At 52.4% G+C, this 17,571-nt stretch carries 11 protein-coding genes; 5 read left to right on the top strand and 6 right to left on the bottom strand.

Going from position 1 to position 17,571, the window contains the following annotated elements; all coding sequences use genetic code 11:
• Positions 1 to 157 precede the first annotated feature (157 nt).
• Positions 158 to 1,387, top strand: coding sequence for a hypothetical protein (locus tag CKW37_RS27895; RefSeq protein ID WP_004577538.1), 1,230 nt, complete (start codon positions 158 to 160; stop codon positions 1,385 to 1,387).
• A gap of 7 nt (positions 1,388 to 1,394) precedes the next feature.
• Here the strand turns inward: CKW37_RS27895 and CKW37_RS27890 are convergent, their stop codons facing one another.
• The 4 genes from CKW37_RS27890 to CKW37_RS27875 are packed head-to-tail and all read right to left on the bottom strand — an operon-like array spanning position 1,395 to position 6,312.
• Entirely contained in the window at positions 1,395 to 2,792 is a 1,398-nt protein-coding gene (locus CKW37_RS27890) for a TniQ family protein (protein ID WP_157404876.1), read from the bottom strand.
• Positions 2,793 to 2,821: 29 nt separating this feature from the next.
• Complete coding sequence (locus CKW37_RS27885) at positions 2,822 to 3,808, bottom strand: ATP-binding protein (RefSeq protein WP_004577540.1); 987 nt, start codon at positions 3,806 to 3,808, stop codon at positions 2,822 to 2,824.
• Positions 3,809 to 3,821: 13 nt separating this feature from the next.
• The gene (locus tag CKW37_RS27880) at positions 3,822 to 5,696 is read right to left on the bottom strand and encodes a helix-turn-helix domain-containing protein (protein ID WP_033727105.1); all 1,875 of its coding nucleotides are present in this window, start codon (positions 5,694 to 5,696) and stop codon (positions 3,822 to 3,824) included.
• Positions 5,689 to 6,312: a hypothetical protein gene (locus CKW37_RS27875; RefSeq protein ID WP_023102086.1), complete on the bottom strand. Its 624-nt coding sequence runs from the start codon at positions 6,310 to 6,312 to the stop codon at positions 5,689 to 5,691. Before CKW37_RS27875 ends, CKW37_RS27880 begins: the two co-directional genes overlap by 8 nt.
• 957 nt (positions 6,313 to 7,269) lie before the next feature.
• Between CKW37_RS27875 and CKW37_RS27870 the strand changes: the two genes are divergently transcribed.
• Positions 7,270 to 8,580 (top strand): hypothetical protein, encoded by a 1,311-nt coding sequence (locus tag CKW37_RS27870; protein ID WP_143502161.1) that lies wholly within the window; start codon positions 7,270 to 7,272, stop codon positions 8,578 to 8,580.
• 656 nt (positions 8,581 to 9,236) lie between these two features.
• Positions 9,237 to 9,656, top strand: a complete 420-nt coding sequence (locus CKW37_RS27865; RefSeq protein ID WP_095159408.1) for a hypothetical protein — start codon at positions 9,237 to 9,239, stop codon at positions 9,654 to 9,656.
• A gap of 379 nt (positions 9,657 to 10,035) precedes the next feature.
• Here the strand turns inward: CKW37_RS27865 and CKW37_RS27860 are convergent, their stop codons facing one another.
• Together CKW37_RS27860 and CKW37_RS32685 are read right to left on the bottom strand one after the other, a co-directional pair.
• Positions 10,036 to 11,184 (bottom strand): reverse transcriptase family protein, encoded by a 1,149-nt coding sequence (locus CKW37_RS27860; RefSeq protein ID WP_095159407.1) that lies wholly within the window; start codon positions 11,182 to 11,184, stop codon positions 10,036 to 10,038.
• A 159-nt stretch (positions 11,185 to 11,343) separates the two neighbouring features.
• Positions 11,344 to 12,594 carry a hypothetical protein gene (locus CKW37_RS32685; RefSeq protein WP_143502159.1) on the bottom strand — a complete coding sequence of 417 codons (1,251 nt, stop codon included), beginning with the start codon at positions 12,592 to 12,594 and terminating at the stop codon, positions 11,344 to 11,346.
• Between the two features lie 362 nt (positions 12,595 to 12,956).
• Between CKW37_RS32685 and CKW37_RS27855 the strand changes: the two genes are divergently transcribed.
• Positions 12,957 to 15,266: an AAA family ATPase gene (locus CKW37_RS27855; protein ID WP_095159406.1), complete on the top strand. Its 2,310-nt coding sequence runs from the start codon at positions 12,957 to 12,959 to the stop codon at positions 15,264 to 15,266.
• Positions 15,263 to 17,134: a UvrD-helicase domain-containing protein gene (locus CKW37_RS27850; RefSeq protein WP_095159405.1), complete on the top strand. Its 1,872-nt coding sequence runs from the start codon at positions 15,263 to 15,265 to the stop codon at positions 17,132 to 17,134. Before CKW37_RS27855 ends, CKW37_RS27850 begins: the two co-directional genes overlap by 4 nt.
• Positions 17,135 to 17,571 lie beyond the last annotated feature (437 nt).

Genomic DNA, 17,571 nt, shown 5'->3' with positions numbered 1-17,571 from the left:
CGCAACGACCGCCCTGTGAGCACGACCGTTCATAAGTCCATGGTTTCAAAGAAACCCTGCTGCAATACGCTTCGCTTGATCCGCGACGTGCGAATCTGTGCAACTGAAAGCCCCCCGTGCACGACTCATCAGTGATGATTGCCTGTCGGAGCAGCCCATGGCACTACTGCAAACTCTCTATTTCATCCCCTGTCTCGGTCAGGAAATCACCGATTTTCTGTTGCAAACCGTACCCCTACGTAGACGGCGTAAAGTGGCGCGTTACCTTCAGCATGTCGACTTATGGTTGCGCCACACACAGTACAAGTCGCTCAGTGATAGCCTGCTGCCGCTAGAGGCCTATGTGTATTTTTATCTTTCACATATCACTGTATACCCCGGACCGGCAGAACCCACAGAGCCCAGGAATTACTACCTTCCAGTCTACATTGATGACTTGCTCATCCAGCGTGAACTGAAAGGCTTGGGTCGACTGAGCAATCGCCAGGCCGCTTCCAGAATCGCCGCGGCCATGAACTGGCAGGAACATCGCTTCGGCGAAAATCTGGACCCCCTGCGTTCCCAGATGAAGAAGCTCTACCGTCAAGCCACTCGCTTTGCCCATGCTACTGAACTCACAGCACACACAAAACTGTACTCAGGCGAAAGCCTGGAACTGATTTGCGGAACCTGCAGAGGTGTGGAGCACTGGGTGAGGGATCTCGCGATGCTTCGTTTGTTACAAGAAACAGGATGCACCACATCGGATCTGGCCAAAGCAAAATGCACCGATCTTCTTTACGGATACAATGATGAGTGGTATTTCCAATTCGGCAAGGATAAGAAGATCTGCCTCAGCGAAGGGAGCGCGACCCTCCTGCAGGTGTTACTCGGCCGACATCATCATTTGGAGAAATATCGCGCTGGTCACCAACAATTGTTCAGCATGGGAGACGTTGGGGTCGAGTTCGAGATGAGTGCCCACGAGGTAGAAGTCGTATTGGAACGCCGCTACCGCTTTGCGCTAATGCTGAGCAGTGTGAACTGCCTATCGGTTGCCAATCTTTACGACCCTGTCGCCACGCCCTTCCCGGAAGGATTTGTCAGTGAACGTGCCGCACCCACTCCACACCTTGGAAAAATCCACAAGGCCGTCAACCTCCAATTTACGGCCGACTTTGATAAAGCACTTGAGCGCCCCACCTCAGCAGCCTCAGAAGACCAATACTTTTACGAAGATTGGGACGCTGCGATTCGTAACTCTCGACTAGCATTGACAGAGCCGGAGGATTTACACGCCACTGAAAGACCTGCCGAGACGCAAAATGCCAACCTGCGACAGAAGCGCGTGCTGATTGCCGGGGAAGGCATCGATGAAGCGGCCTGGGCCAATTGGGGCGTAGACTAATCGCTTATTACTGTGACAGCGACGCATACGTCTCTCGCTGCGCCGGTTTGCTCACCTTTGACCGACCGAGTTCAGCGAAAACGGAGCGGGCTGTAAAATGGAATTCACAAGCGGACTGCTGGGGAAGGACAATCAGCGCCCACGCAGCGGGCCCTACCCACCGGCGATAGACCACTTGACTGGGGGTCGTCCTAGAGCAGGTTAGATCCGATTCGGATAGCCGGCGTATCTGCCTGGTCATGAAAAAAATAATTTCATGAGCTAGTATTTTCGTCATCAGCCAATTTTTTTCGCGCTCCCCTTTGAGTGAAGCAAATACTTCGTGCGTCCGTTTCGATTCAAGCCAGGCTCCCAGTTTTTTTTTGACACATGACCTTGCTTTCGCGCACAAGTCGGATGGCGTTTTAACTCCGTACCAAAAACATAGCCAGTCAAGATAGCCGACGAGTTGATAGCCTTGCCTGGGCACATCACACTCCTCAATACTTCGCCAAATTCCGGCAAGATTTTTCTTGCTCAGTTTGATTTCAGGAAGAAAACACTTTCTAATTTTTCGGAAGATACACTTCAAAATCGGAAGTAGGTCATTGACTGTCAGCTCTATTACCGAGCTTTTCACTGTCGAGCAACGACTGATGTTACTGATTCTGTAAAAGCCCACTTTTTTATCACCCTGACCTGATGCCGCCCTAGCCTGAACCTCATTGAACAGCGCACGCTGATGCACCGCAAAATCGGTGATAGCCGAGGAAAACTGAGCGGCATTATCAAAGTAAATATTGGTCGGCTGATTGATATCAAAAAACACCTGACGATCCCTGCCGCGCTCAAAAATTCGATGGGCTAAAATCAGCCGGTTCAGCCCGGATCTATTCAAATAGGACCGGCCACTTTGACTTCCCTTGAGTCGCAGCAGATGGCCACAATAGTTGCAGCCGTATGGTTCACGGAACAACCTGCTGTTTAACGAGTAATCCATCGCCCCGCCGCAGGTCTGACACGCTTGGCTCAACTCGACCTGATGGATCGGGCACTTCTTGATGAGTAGGTATTGAAATAGGGAGTAGTGCACACCACGCACCATGCATACGGGACAAACTCTTAAATTGGCTGCAATGTGATCATTGCTCGGTACAGCTGAAGGTACTAAGAAAAGTGCATCTTGTTGCGCTCTATCAAGGGTAAAGCATTCGCGAATCGCTACCGGATTCACAGCCGCGCTGTGGGCGAGGTTTGGGAATCGGCTACGCTTACCATTACCCTCTCTCTGTGATGGCGCAAAGATTTTAACCAGTGTATCTCCGTGGATGACGTTATAAAGTGCAAACCGGCTTAGAATCGAATACGCAGATTCGTAAGCCATGTACAGTGGGGCCACCGGACAATACCTGGGATTGATGCTCATCGTTTTAGTATCCGGGACGATTATCATCATCAGGCGCTCGGATCAGCAGCTTTACTATTGCGCGTTGCGGCTTGAAACCAAGATTCACGGATAGATCGCAAGCTGAACTCCCTGGTAATCGTGTAGCCTGGGTGATCCATGTCAACACTATCGCGCAAAATAATTTCTATCGTTTTGCTGAAATACTGCATCGGTATTTCCATTTTGCTTTTTAGCTTTAATTCCTTGTAAGCATCACAAAAGGCATCCCACAGTATGTCTTTCACTTGCGCCAGCCTAAAGCCATTGGCATATGCCTGTGGGACAAAAAATTTGGTGAAAGTCCATGTGGAATTGGCCGGATAAGGGGTACTGTCAAAAAAGCCAAGGCAGGTCGCGAAATCTTCTTTTTCGCGTATGCCGCGGAAAGGGTGCTCGTAAAGCATGAACCTATTAACAATAGCCTCCCCCTCCACCCCGGTTTTGAGGAAGGCTTCCTTCTGATCAAGCAGTTGCTGCTGTCCTACCAGGATGGGAAGCAATGTCACACCCTTTAGCCGCAGGTCATTATAGATATCCTTGACCCAGTCAAAATGCTGCTGCTGAAGCCGCTGAGCTTCATCCATGAATAGAATAAAGACCTGCCGTGAATCCCTGCGCGCCGCTTGCTCCATGAAATTCACTAACCGAAGATGTTTTTTTGAGAGGCTAACATTGTCATTCCACTGCTTGTGACCGACAACCGCCAGCAGTGAGTTATAAAAATTACCTTTCGTGGCTGATATTTCTCGCTTCGCATTGTAAATAACAACAGGAAAATCAGGAAAATCTTGTGCAAGGCATTGCTGACAATAAAGCATTGCCCAAGTCTTACCGTAACGGGTATGCCCCCAGATCACTAAACCAGAGTCTCTGCGACGAATAACCTTAAGCACAAGCGCGTAAGTCTCACCGATCGAAAATGTCGGGATCAAATACCGCTGATTGCAGACAGGATGAAGATCAACCTCGACGGGTCGCGTATCCTGGATGTCCATTTGCACCCTCTATTCAAAAAGTGAAAACTTTAAACAGCTTTACTCTGTCGACTTGTGATTCCGATGTCGGAGGAGACGTTTCTTCCTCGACAGACGAACCTACTGAAGTCATGCCAGTATTTTTGTAGAGACTAGTCGCTCTCTCTCGAGTCATTTTGTTACCTTTCAATTGAAACCTACGGACAGCTTCAATGAATGACTCATTTTCCGTAAAGCGGAATTGTCCGTCCTTCACGGCCTTTGAAATCTCAGTCTGCAATCTGTAGCTGTGTGGCGTGTTTGAGTAGGGTGGCGGTGGTGTTAGCACACCAACAAATGCACCAGACTCATCAAGCAAATTGATCGAAGATACATCTCTACGAGAATACTCGATGATCATTTTCCGTCCTGCCGAATTACTCCGCAATACATCCGGATTTCGGTATTTCTGGTAAGCAAAGTTAATGAACGCGCCCCCGTATTTGGCATTTGACTGAACGATCTTTGGCTCGCGAATTCGCGTAAACGCTGCCTCATTTTGATAACGGGTAGGCAGTGTGTTCGGCGGCAATGCCCTTGCCTCCATACGCATGAGGAACAAGTCCAATGGGGTGTGGCCTTGGATTGACGCGTGCGGACGACCATTATAGTCAGAGATCACAATGTCTACGGAACTTTCCAACTCTTCTAGAGACAGCAACATCTTCAAAGGGTTTTTGGACTTTGGCGATAAACGTGCCTTGATCTCATCTGTGGATTCACTCCCCGTGGTACCAATTATTTTGTGAGAAAAGTTTTGCACCAAATAGAGAAAAAAACGCTCCACAATAGGGCGATCATTGGGGGTGTACGGTCTACCGAACTCCACCACACAGCCAAGCCTATCATTTAGCACCTCAATCACATGCTTCGCCTTATGCGCCCAAGCATTATCCAGTTTTAATGTGGACCACGTTTGCCACGCCCCCGAACTTTCTGAGGGGAATCCCCCTTCATCGCGATAACGGGTATCAGGAATATTCAGCGGTGGACGAACGTGCGGGCTCAGGGCTCTATAAATCGCCGTAAGCAAGTCTACTTGATCATACTGGTGGCCCAGTGCCAATGAATACCCCAACACACACCTTGAAAATTTTTCGATTAGACAAATTAACCAGACCCTGAGAATTTCATATTCAACAGGCTCCCCATAGGCATCCCTTTCGCGAATAACCAAGCGAAGATCCAATTTGTGTCCATCTGCTTCAACTTGCTCCAAGATGTCCGATGGATCAATATCTCGGACGCTCTCGTTAGCTTGTGAGGACTTCAGTTCTTGCTCCGCTTTCAATTCTCGGTGTTTATCCTGCAACCACCTCCTAAGCCCGCTTATACCTTCGGTTTTTTGATTTAATGGGTATTGATGTCTGGCAACTCCAGCCTCAATGCACCTGCGCACGAACGCTTTATGAATCGCTATAAAGTAGTCGCCGCCAGATTTTCGGGGTCTATATCTACGGGCTTGAGCTTTCAGCCACTCATCCACATCTGGATGTTGCTCAACGAAATGCGTAAAAGCGCCGGAATAGCCTTGCGTAGCGGATGAGCCGGGCTGCGCTTTCCGATTGTATTTTTTTTCACCACTGCGCTTATAAGGTATTGCAGCCACCCAGCCAGCGGGACTTCCGGACTTGTCTAGTGCTTCGCATTTGTCGATGACTCGATAAAGCGTTGAGCGAGGTATCCCATATTTTTCTTGAATTTCCTCTAGCGATGCGCCTTCCTTCAAGAACGCCCGGATAGCTTTAATACGATTCTCCGTCGGACCTCGAAGGGCGTCCGGCAAGACCGTTAAGTCAACCGCACGCCACTTGTCACAATCATAGCCTTCTCGTTCGCGTTCGGACCTAGAAAATCGTTGATCACTCATCCTGGGCATCTCCATGGCCTAATTGGGATGCCCCACTCAATTTAGTCGAACTCAAATTCTTGACGTTTAATCGGCCCTTTCTGACCAACTCGAACACCAAAGCTGCGCCCTTCTCGCCAAAATCCTGCTCAACCGCCTGCATAGCGCTGCTCACCGTAAGTCCATGCCTTGGGAGGAGTCTCATCACTTCGCGAAGATTGCGCTCAGTCAGTGCATCTCTCTGCTTGTTGATATAGGAAAGCATGAGTAGGTAGTTTTCGTAGCGGGTACGTTCAGATTTCAGGAAATCAGTATCTAAAATTTCGCAGAGAAAGCCGTTATCGTCGGCATAATTCTGGACTTCAACGCTCGTGCTGGAACCCAGGCATGACTTGGACACCACAATGAGTGACGCGTGGCTATTCTCAAAAGCGAGCGCGACCGGGATTCGAACTTTGTCCAATTCGATGAAACGCTGGTTCACGGTCAAATCGCTCACCCAAGGATCAAACTCCACCTCGGCGAATCGCCATAGAGTGGGTCGGCAGAACAAGCTGACCTTCTCGTTTTGCTTATGACTGAACACCACGAATTCTGGAGCGCCCGCTGGTCTTGAAGGATGGGAGAGTGGGTCCATTGCCTACCTTTTTGAATAATGCCATTGAAATCAACAAGTTACGAAGTTTCAAAATTGCACATGCACTCGATAGTTTCACAATTAGAGAGGGATTATGGGCGACAGATAGCGCATCGCTATATTTTATAAGAATAAAAATATATTATTTATTCCAGAATGGATTAATAGCTCAGCGAAAATGCTTAGGCGTGGTTGTTAAATACGATGAATCCATTTCAAATGCTGAGTTTCAAATTTTGAGAGTCTCGAATTTTCGAAGTCGCAAGGTCACCAGCCTCCGAAAACCAGACTTTGCCTGAATTGACCATGCATCCCTAGAATCAATCCGTTACGTTCCATCTCTCCAGTACCTCCTCAGCTTCAGCAGCCCGGCCATCCCTGCTCGCCCGGTTTGAAAACCATAATTCAGCAGCTAGAGATCCCATCCGAAATCCCATCGTCTAGTTCAGCCAAAGCTCTCGATCTACGGTTGAAGTTGGAGCTTCACTCAACTGAGCCGACGATTGCCCAAGTTTAGTCTTCTCCTGTCATGCCTGTGCTTTGCTCGACGATCGGCACCATCGCGTAAGCCAGCGCTCAAGTCAGCCCCAAGCCTATTCACCAATGATCCCCGCACCTCAAGCGGCGTAGATCTGATTCCGCATCCGTCAGCATCCTTCGGCGTCTACAATTATGCAGCTATGCAGCTTGGGCCAGACTGCCAGATTAGAACGCCTGCAGGCAGCCGCAGCCGGTGACCTAACCATGTTGCGTTCCTAGCGGCCTGTGGTGTTTTACGGCCACCGCCATGATTGAGGCTGTCCTTCAACAGTCGCTCAACCTGCGGCTTAGGAGCTTTGCGCCATGATGAAGTCAGCGCGGACATCGATTAAGAACCCAGCGCGCAAACCACGCCCTAAGCCGGCGCCGAGCTCGCCGTCGGAACCTCCAACGGCAGCCGAGCCGACGGACTCCTTCGTGCCGTATCCGTTGTTCCCGCCGATTGTGCTTCTAACCGACCACCAAGGCCTGGAGCGCCCCATCAATAATGACGTCCGCGCACGGCTCGCTACCCTAGACCCCGCACTGGAGGCATTTCAAACGTGGCGCCTCGGGATCAACTTCCTCGCCAAGCAATGCCAACGGCCCGGGTTCAGCCCAAGGCACTACAAGATCATGTGCCCAGTGCTTGAGACGATGATGCATTGGAGCTGGTCTATTCGGCACAAGCCGTTCCTGGAGTGGCAAGAAACGGATGCCAGGGAGTTCATGCACTTCGTCATGCGCCTGCCCATATCATGGATTTCGAAGACTGGCGGGACGCGTTACTTGCTAAAGACCAAAACAGAATTCGCGGTCAAGCCAATTAATAACAACTGGCGGCCGATAGTCAGAAAGCAGCTGGCAGAAATTTCCGCCTCAACGTCGACATCCACTCCAGGGACAGGGTCAGATTTCGCACTTGGAACCGCTCAGCACCGAAATATGTTCCTGCGCAGTGGGATGGATTTTTTCAACTACCTGTATGCCCTGCGAACCACAACTCCGATGAATCCCTTCGATGCTCTGAAACCTCGAGATTTCGAGGTTCGCCAGGTGAAAACCCGGACGATTTTCACGCCCGCGCAACTGACAGATTTGATGTCGACGGCTACCTCGTTGGCCCAGAGCGATAACCAATGCGAGTCGTGGCTTCTCGTCGCAGCCATGGCCATCTATTCTGACGTCCCTCTGGGAGCGTTGGGGTCACCATCGGCGCTGAGATTGACCTTCTCAAGCTTCAAAACCAACGAGGCCGACGATCAAAAGGCAGGATCAAGTCAGAGTTCACCAGGATGGTTTGAAAGCCCTCACTACCCTCGCCTACGCTATCCGCTGGCTCCTCCGTTCGCTGCCTATTTCCGGCGTTATGCCAAGTTCAGGCATAGCCAGAATTCGGATGTTTCCCCGCAAAGCCTGCTGCTGCCTTTGATGGATGGTACCGGCGGTTACTCGGGCCACACCCTGGTCGACCTATTCTGCAGGTTCACGATCAGCATTTTGACGCGACTGCAGCAAAGTCCGCTCGCAGGGAGCGTCCCTTGGCGCAGTTGCGATCACTTGCAGCCCGGGGCATCGGTCACGTTCCTTGAGCTGAGGAAGTCAGCCAGGGCGGCTGGCTGGGTGCCGAGCGCGGTGAGTATCGATGAGCCACATCATGACGAAAGTGTTTGGCCAGATATTGGAATCCGCAAAAATCTGCCGGCGGCTCAGTGGCTGCATCGGCATGGAGGTGGGCCGTCTTTCTGACTGCGAGCATGCACCACCAGTTAGATCCAGACCATGGAGACCGAGCTCGGCATGGCTGTCGGAAATCAAGCCTGACTTTGCCGTGGTTGCCCCAAGGCCTCCATCCTCGTGTCTGCGCCAAGATTGCAACTGCCCTCCCCGACTTAATAGCTCACGCAGCTTCAGCAAAATTTCCCGCGCCTCGGTTGCACGCTGAAACAATCATGTATGCCTCACGTTGAGCCCAATGAGATCAGCTTGATACGTTAGATAAGCCACGCCGACTCAATGAGCGAGATGGGTGTAATGAGTCTTCATAAGCTCTCTTGAGTACATTTGTACTCCACCACTATTCCGGTCACTAAGTCCCTAACAACCTCCACTCGTGACCAAGGCAAGCATTTACGTGGAGCGCTTTGTTCGCGATCACGTATCGCGGTGAAGCCAGACCCAGGAACACCTGAGGGCTGGACACGGCCTGCGGCACGGCTGTTGTGAGCCATGCCTTGACTACATCAGGGTCATGGCCCTCCGGGCTTACATCCTCGTGCTGGCGCACTCCGCTTGCCTCATGGCCTCGATTCATGAATGCCCGGGCAGACATCATGCGACGTGTTGCGGCGACGCTTGCTCCATGGGCATCATGAAATAAAACAACAACAATAAGGGCAGCACCTATGACCTCCCCGATCGCCACCGTATTCGCCTTCATCCCGCAGCAGACTTGTGCCTCGAAAGCTCCCCAATGTAGCGACAAGCTGGACAGCCAAGTGGTATTGATCTTCCAGGCGATTGGTATTTCCTATTCGATCCTGGACAGGATGATTGCCCATGACGCCCGCTGCGCGAATGCGGCCGCGGAATTCTTCGTGACAACGCTTATGAAGGACGGTTGGTCATGGAACACATCGCACCGGTTAGTGACAGAGACCGACTGGCAGCAACGGATGTATCGAGCATGGAGCGTTTTGAGCACCGAGAACCGCGGGATCGCAGAGGCGCTAGACTATGAGGTGTACCAGAACTATTGGCCAAATCTGGAGTTTTGCGCGGATGGGTTTGAAGGGGGGATGGAGCGTTGGATCGCCGGGGCTTGAAGGCGCCGCACGCTAGATGCGTTGCCCAGTCACCCTCCAGCTACAAGGCACTTTGAAGGATACGAGCCCCCTACTCTCATGAGCGCTCAGGCCTCAGTCGAGCAAGCTCATGATCGGGGAGGTGCTTGATCCAGGCGATCACCTTTTCGAACCCTGCTCGAACCCGCTGTCTGCGCTCCTTAGCATCTTCTGCGCTGTGGATTGAGCACGCTTGGAGCACAGCGGGAGTAAACAATGCGTACGAAGCTCTCTCAGAACTCAACATTTGTTTGGTCATGGGGAGTCCTTCAAGATCGCAGCTGGAGTCCAGGGCCCAATCGACGCATTCCCCATAAATGCGAGCGTGCGAAGCGTAGATTTGAGAGCTCACCAGGGCGCCTCAGCTTGTCCAATCGATTTTCCTGAGAAGATCTCGCATCCTTGCCGTCCATCGAGGCTCGATCGGCTGAGCGTACGCGAGCTTTCCAAAGAGATAGTTTTGCATGCCCCAAGGAGTGTCAAATTTACGAGCTCGAAGGTGCTTACGAACGCCCACGTCTGGTCTCAGCATGAAATGAATGTGAGTGCGTACTTCGGCTTTGAATTCCTTCGTCAATCTAGGGACGGGCCCATCTACCAACAGGCCCAAGACTACCTTTCTTGCACCTGGAGGTATGATTTTGGTCTTACTCTTGTTTGGCCATAGTCCGTGCGTTCGCATGATTTCATAGATTTCACGCACTAGGTTGGTCGAAATGTCGCGATCAAAGTCGCCAAAAGAAGAAAATGTAAGATCGTCGGCATAACGCGTGTAGGTAAGCCCCCTATCGTTAGCAAGCCCTGTAAGCGCGCAATCAAGTTTGCGCGCGACCAAGTTCGATAATAACGGACTGGTTGCTGCACCTTGTGGAAGGTGGCCTATCTTGATGGTGCGGTACGGCAGATTGCCCTGCCCTTCCTTAACACGGTTAGCTTTAACAGGATTTCCAGTCGGACGCACCCGTGTGCACAGTCGCGCCAGCTCAAACGCTACCAATGCTTGGTAGCCCATATCCCGAAACACGAAATAAACATCTGGCTCCAGAATTGATTCAAAAAAATTAGTAGCATCTAACTTTATCATCCACGTGCAGCCAGCATGCATGGTGGCTGCATCGCAAGGAGATGTTTTTTCCTTGTAAGCGTAGCTTGCCGGATGGGCATCAACCTGCATCAGGATGTGCTTGTGGATCCATCGCTGAACTTTCAGCAATGATGGATGAGGGACACAGATATACCTGAAACGATTGGCGCCAAAGCTCGCAACAGCCTTTTTCAGTTTGAATACCTTGTAAGCTTCGGCTCGCTCGCTTCTCGCGACGACCGCTCGAAGCAAGGCGTAGGGGACGCCCGCCTCATGAGCGAGGTGTCTCAACGTGAAAATGGGTGGGAGCTTTGGGGAATTAGCACGTAGCAGCTCTGCTGTACTCAGGGCGTTGCTCAAGGTGTTTTGGTCGACACCTTGGTTTAGTCCTTCGCTTTTGTAGCGCTGAGGGCTCCAGCGATTCATCTACCTTAGATTCCGCCCAGGCGGATGAGCGCCTCGAGATCGCAAGACAACGCCAGCGTAGGAACGAGGTGCTCAACCTCCTGTTTTGCGGGGGTTCTTCCTATGGACAGCATAACCTGCTTCCTACAGCCTCTAGAGTCTAGAGGATTCTAGATTTCGCTAAGTGGGAGCCCTCAGCTGCGACGGATAGTACGCGTCTGGCGCAGTGGCTGTCACCACCTGTAAGACCATGGTTTCAGAAAACCGTGTTATCAAGCAACGTCCCGTGTCGGTCATACGACGGTTCAGCGTAATCCATCCCAATTCTTGAGCATTATGTAATGCATCAAAGAGCACGGCGACTGGCATATTCGTCAGTGCAATCAAGTCGACCACAGTTCGTCGGCTCTTATAGATAGCGGCGGTAACCAAAAGGGCTTGCCTCCAGTTCCAGCCTATCTTACCGTATGCTTTCGTTTCAGTAATTCTCTGCAAACCCAGCAAACCGAAGGCTTCTATAATTTCTTCCTCACGGTATTGACCACGCGTCCACAGCACCTCGGTTCTGCGATCAGGGAAAAGCGGTTTCCAAAGGTTAACTCGACTCTTGTTCTCGCGAGTAAAAATGGCGGGCATATTGTTGGGTGCCGAGTGTTCAAACGCGATCAAAGCGCCCACATCGCCATGCCCTAATGGCTTTTTGTCGAAGCTGCCGTACCGTTTACACAAATCAATTAAGGCCAGTGATACATCGGGGCTAAATGATTTTTGAAGCGTGGGACATGACTCACCCAAAAGCACTGTGGGCCTGCATGGGTGTCGCCTTACGCAGGCAACACCCTTATCGGTACCTGACGCAGCAACTACACACATCTCTATCCGCCCGTAGGACGCCCAGCTCCTGACAGATCTTACTCGCCATAACGAGCCCAGCATCCTGTTAACGCGCTCGCCGCTTCCAATGAAGTCCGTAACAATTACGACTTTCCTGACCTTGCATTTGCGTATTTCATCCGCTGAGGGTTGAAGCAGAAGATCGTCCGAGTGTCTTTTGCAGAGCGAGGACATCATCTGTGCAATGACACCTTCACTGCCTACATCCTGTCGGTTGTACCGAAGAGACAGAACGACTTGTTGAGCGGCACCTGTGGCCCGCAGACGACGTTTACGAAAACCTGATCTGAGGATTTTCTCTTCTTTATACATAGCAGGTGGGCGAGTGCTCTTGGTGCGAGGCAGCTCTCGCTCGATGAAAAGGGCGCAAGGCCCTTCACTAACCAGTTGGCCTAATATGACGTTAGCCAGCAGGGTCTTCAGATAAAAGTGATCAATGTAAAGCAGGCTTTTGAGCATGTGTGTAGCAAGGGCAAAATCTTCCGGGGTTTTATTGAACTGCTGTAGCCAGATTTGCCTATCGCGTATGCCTTTCATTGATGGAGCACCCCAGTGAATATGGAAATCGCCGCTTTAGCATGCCAGATGAAGAACGCCGGCAGGAAATTGCTCTCCAGCTAGGCCTGGGGTGTCACTCCCTGCCCTGTCTCAAGCATCGAAGAGTCTGCGGGCAAGCGAGAACGGCAGTGTTACCAAGAAAGGAAGGTGTGCCCGCGATACTTACAATGGCTGGCGGACATCATACGTCAATCCAGTTAGGCGTCAGTGGGCACAGTGGGAGAAATTGATGACTAGTGGCAAAAAGCCATCATGGCTATTGGAGTCCTGCAGACGCTGGGCTAGAGTCCCAAAATCCACCACCACGGCAACCGACCGTGAGTCGTCACAAGGAAGAGGCTATGCAGATCCAGTACTTGGAGATTGCGAATTTCCGCAAGCTCCTGTCCGTTCGAATCAACCTGGCAAGCACCACCACCCTACTGGTCGGCGCCAACAACAGCGGTAAGTCATCCGCTATGTTGGCCCTGCGCAAGTTCCTGCTGTCGAAAGCAACCGCGTTCCGCCTCCAAGACTTGACCCTTTCCCACCTTGCAACGATTGATGCCGCAGGGGCGGATTGGGAGGCTGCTGACGAAACCCTTGAGCCCCCTAAGGCTAACGAGTGGGCGCATTGGTTGCCCACGCTGGATCTCTGGGTGGAAGCTTCGCAAGGGGAGCTGCATCATATTAGAGACCTAATCCCCAATTTCGCCTGGAAAGGCGGCCATGTAGGAATGCGCTTCAGGCTTGAGCCCAAAGACATGGCCAAGCTCTTTACCGATTACCGGAAAGAGCGAGCACGCGTGAAAAAGCTGCAGCAGGAGATCGTGAAGCAGACCGCGGAAGGGAAAACGCCACCCACCCTGCCCCTCTGGCCACAAAGTCTTCACGACTACCTGAATCGGCGCCTAGGTACCATGTTCATCGTTCGCTGGTATCGCCTCGACCCTACTCAGCTTCAGGCGCCGGATGCCAGAACGCGCCATGCCAACCTGCAACCGCTATCTTCGACCGCTATGGCGCTGGATGCCAACCCGCTCACTGACCTAATACGCGTTCATGAGATCAACGCGCAGCGTGGCTTCGGAGACAGTGCAGAAGAATCTGTCACTGAGGGCCGAGGGGGCTCGGGGAAAAGACTGACAGAGCAATTACGCGCCTACTACAACCGGCATCTGGATCCAGGTGACAGCCCAGACATATCAGATCTGGAAGCGTTGACAGCTATCCAGGCTGCCCAGACTGCGTTCGATTCTCGGCTCACTTCAAGCTTTGCACCTGCTCTTTTAGAAGTCGCTGGCTTGGGCTATCCCAACCATTCCGATCCCGCTATTAAAGTAGAGACCCGTTTGTCTCCTACGGATGGTATGAACCATGAAGCAGCGGTGCTGTTCGAGCTGGATTCAGTTGCCGGTGCGCCTGGCGCACCTCCCATGCGGTTGCCCGAAACCTCTAACGGGTTGGGTTACCAGAACCTGATCTCCATGATTTTCCAATTGATGGCGTTCCGGGACGACTGGCTGAAAAAGTACAAGGATTCGGAGGAGCGAACCGACGCCGGGGTCGAGCCAATCCACCTCGTGCTCATTGAGGAGCCTGAAGCCCACCTGCATGTCCAGGTGCAGCAAGCCTTCATCAAGCATGCGTATCACGTCCTGAGCAATGACCCACTGCTGAAGAAGTATCCGAAGCTCAAAACCCAGATGGTCGTCAGCTCTCACTCGAGCCACGTTGCTCATGAGACGGAATACGCAAATCTACGATACTTCCGGCGGCTGCCGGCAGGAATGGCCGGTGTGCCGGTGCCGGTATCGACCGTCTCCAATCTGAGCACGGTGTTTGGCGACAAGAACCGCCACAAGCAAACGAAAGAGTTCGTAACCCGCTACCTCAGGGCCCAACACGCTGATCTCTTCTTTGCCGACGCAGTCATCTTGGTTGAAGGTGCGGCGGAAAGAATGATGCTGCCGCATTTCCTGCGCAGCCACTTCCCTTTCCTTGATCGGTGCTACATCACCATTCTGGATATCGGGGGCAGCCATGCGCATCGCCTCAGGCCTCTGGTTGATGCGCTGGGTATTGTGACGCTGGTGATCACGGATCTCGACGCGGGGCACAAGAAATCAGCTGTACCCGTTAAGCGGAAAGCAGCACAGGAGACCAATAACCCTACCTTGCGCAACTGGGTGACGGCGCAGAAGGTTGGACACGATGTCGACACGCTCCTAGATCTGGATGATGAGCACAAGGCTCAACAGATAGATGACCTATTTGCGATCCGAATCGCATATCAGACGCCCATCAAGATCCGATTGCCCAGCACTGAGAACGAAGCCGAAGCGCTCCCCAATACCTTCGAGGACAGCCTGGTTTTGAGCAATGTGCAGCACTTTAAACAGAAAAAAGGCCAAGGTCTGACCAAACCCTTTGCGGTGGCGCTGCGTGAGTCGAAGACCGCAGATGATCTTGGCAGAGCATTGTTCGACGCGCTTAGGGAGGGTGACAAAGCGAAGTTCGCCCTTCAGGTTTTGGGTGACCCGGATTTTACGAAGCTGACGGTTCCAGAATACATCCGAGAAGGGCTCGTCTGGTTAGAGGAAAAGCTCAAGAAGAAGAGCAAGGAGCTGCTGATTGTTCCAACGGCCAGTATCGAGGTGACAGAGCGATGAGCATCGCGACTGAGGTATCAGCTGACCCGAAGCGGAACGCGGACGATGTTATCCAGGAGTGCCTTAACCTCGAACATCCACGCAGCTTTTTCCTGTACGCAGGTGCCGGCTCTGGCAAGACCCATTCGCTTGTGATGGCCGTGAAATCGCTCAAGGATCATGAACGAGAACGCCTGACCTTTGAGGGGCGCCAAATCGCGATCATTACCTACACCAATGCAGCCTGTGAGGAAATCGCTCGCCGCCTCGAGCACGACCCATTGGTTGAGGTCTCGACAATTCATGCGTTTTCATGGCGAATGATCAAGGGCTTCAACGACGACATACGTGATTGGTTGCGCATCAAGCTTGCCGAGGATATCGAGGAGCTTGATGACAAGCTCAGTCGCGCGCGGGGAGTTAACAAAACTTTTCTGGCGAACCAGGCCAGTCGGGGCAGCAAAGCGCGCCGCTTGGCCAACCTGGACGACATAACTGCCTTCACATATAGCCCTACCGGTGACAACCGAAGCAGGCAGTCGTTGAATCATAGTGAGGTCATCCAGATGGCCGCGGCGTTCATTCCCAAGCCGCCGTTGCTTGACGTCATGGCGGATCGGCATCCGGTGCTGCTGATCGATGAAAGCCAAGATACGAATGGCCCTCTGATGGATGCATTTTTACAAGCTCAAGCCGCAGCTCCCAAACGTTTCTGTCTGGGATTGCTGGGTGACACGATGCAGCGGATCTACAACGATGGCAAGGTTGGGCTGGATGATGCGATTCCACCGGATTGGGCCAAGCCTGAGAAGCGCATGAATCGCCGCTGCCCGACGCGAGTTGTTGAACTGATCAACGTGATCCGCGCCAGCGTAGATGATCATGAGCAGATACCTAAGCCGGGCGCTGCGCAAGGCACCGTGCGCATGTTCTGCACCCGACAGGTTGCAAGTCTGGACTTTAGCTTGGAAGACCAAATCGCACAGCAGATGGCAAAAGTCACTGGCGATGCGCAGTGGGCAGCTGGCACGAAAGGCCGCAAAACGCTCATCTTGGAGCACAAAATGGCTGGACGGCGCATGGGATTTGAGGGGGTATTCTCGCCGCTGTATGACGTTGAGCACCTGAATACCGGACTGCTGGACGGAACGTTACCCATACTCAAGCTTTTCTTCGAGCAAGTCGGCCCGATCCTTGAAGCTGCGCAAGCAGATGACTTCGCATTGATGGAGGCGGTGCGTTTACGCTCTCCTCTTCTTGATCCCGAGCACCTGCAGTCGGTACCAAATCAGCTCGATTTGTTGGAGTCGGTTGGTAAAGCGACAGCCACGCTTTGTGAGCTGCTCAGGGACAACGATCCGTCGATAGAGGAAGTATCCCAAATCCTTCTACAGACTGGCCTGCTTGAGCTGCCGGAGCGTTTCGCGGAAGCCTTGGCTCAGGGCCCGACGACGGACGATGCGCCCGATACTACAGATCGTGATGCGCTTGAGGTGCATGCGTATCGGGTTGTGCTAGGTCGCCCCTATTCGGAGATGGCCGCATTCGCGGGTTACGCAAATGGGCTGTCGCCATTTGACACACACCAGGGCGTCAAGGGGCTTGAGTTCCCGCGGGTAATGGTCGTGCTGAACGATGATGAAGCAGGCGGTTTTTTGTTCAGCTATGAAAAGCTGTTAGGCGTGTCGCCTGCGTCCGCAAACGACGTTAAAAACCAGCTGGCCGGTAAGGACGATTCCCTTTCTCGAACGCGACGACTTCTGTATGTCACCTGCAGCCGCGCTGAGGAAAGCTTGGCAATCGTGGTTTACACCGCTCAGCCAGAGGTTGCCAAGGCAAGCGCCATCAAGGCCGGCTGGTTGAAAGCGGACGAAATCGTGCTGCTTTGAGACGGATGTTAGCGCTGTTGGTCTGCTCTTCAGGCACGATGCAGCATCAAGAAGTGGAAGTCGCTGAAACGACAAAAGCCCCGAAAGGGGCTTTTGTGTACGTGCAAAAATCATCCGTATTAATGCACGAGTCCGAGAAGGCGCATCGTGAGAGTTAGTACCACACCTATTGATGAGAGCACTGCCCAGACATAATTACTGTATATAAATACAGCATGGAAGTCAACCCCCGATACTGGTCATCCTCGACCCTAGTCACGAGTCGGCTCCATGAGCGTGGCATTTCCCTACTGCGCCGGCTCTCGCATGAACGTCATGATGCGAACGCAGTGCATGGCATATTTCATTAACCATGCGGTCGACCAAGTCGGAGGAATGACAAGCCAACAGCATCCCAACACGCACAGGCACCTTTCTTTTGGCAGCGAAACCACTAA

The sequence above is a fragment of the Pseudomonas sp. Irchel 3E13 genome (genome assembly GCF_900187455.1).
In the GTDB taxonomy this organism is placed as follows: Bacteria; Pseudomonadota; Gammaproteobacteria; order Pseudomonadales; family Pseudomonadaceae; genus Aquipseudomonas.
Note: the sequence above shows the minus strand (reverse complement) of the source record. Positions and strands in the feature narration are given on the sequence as shown.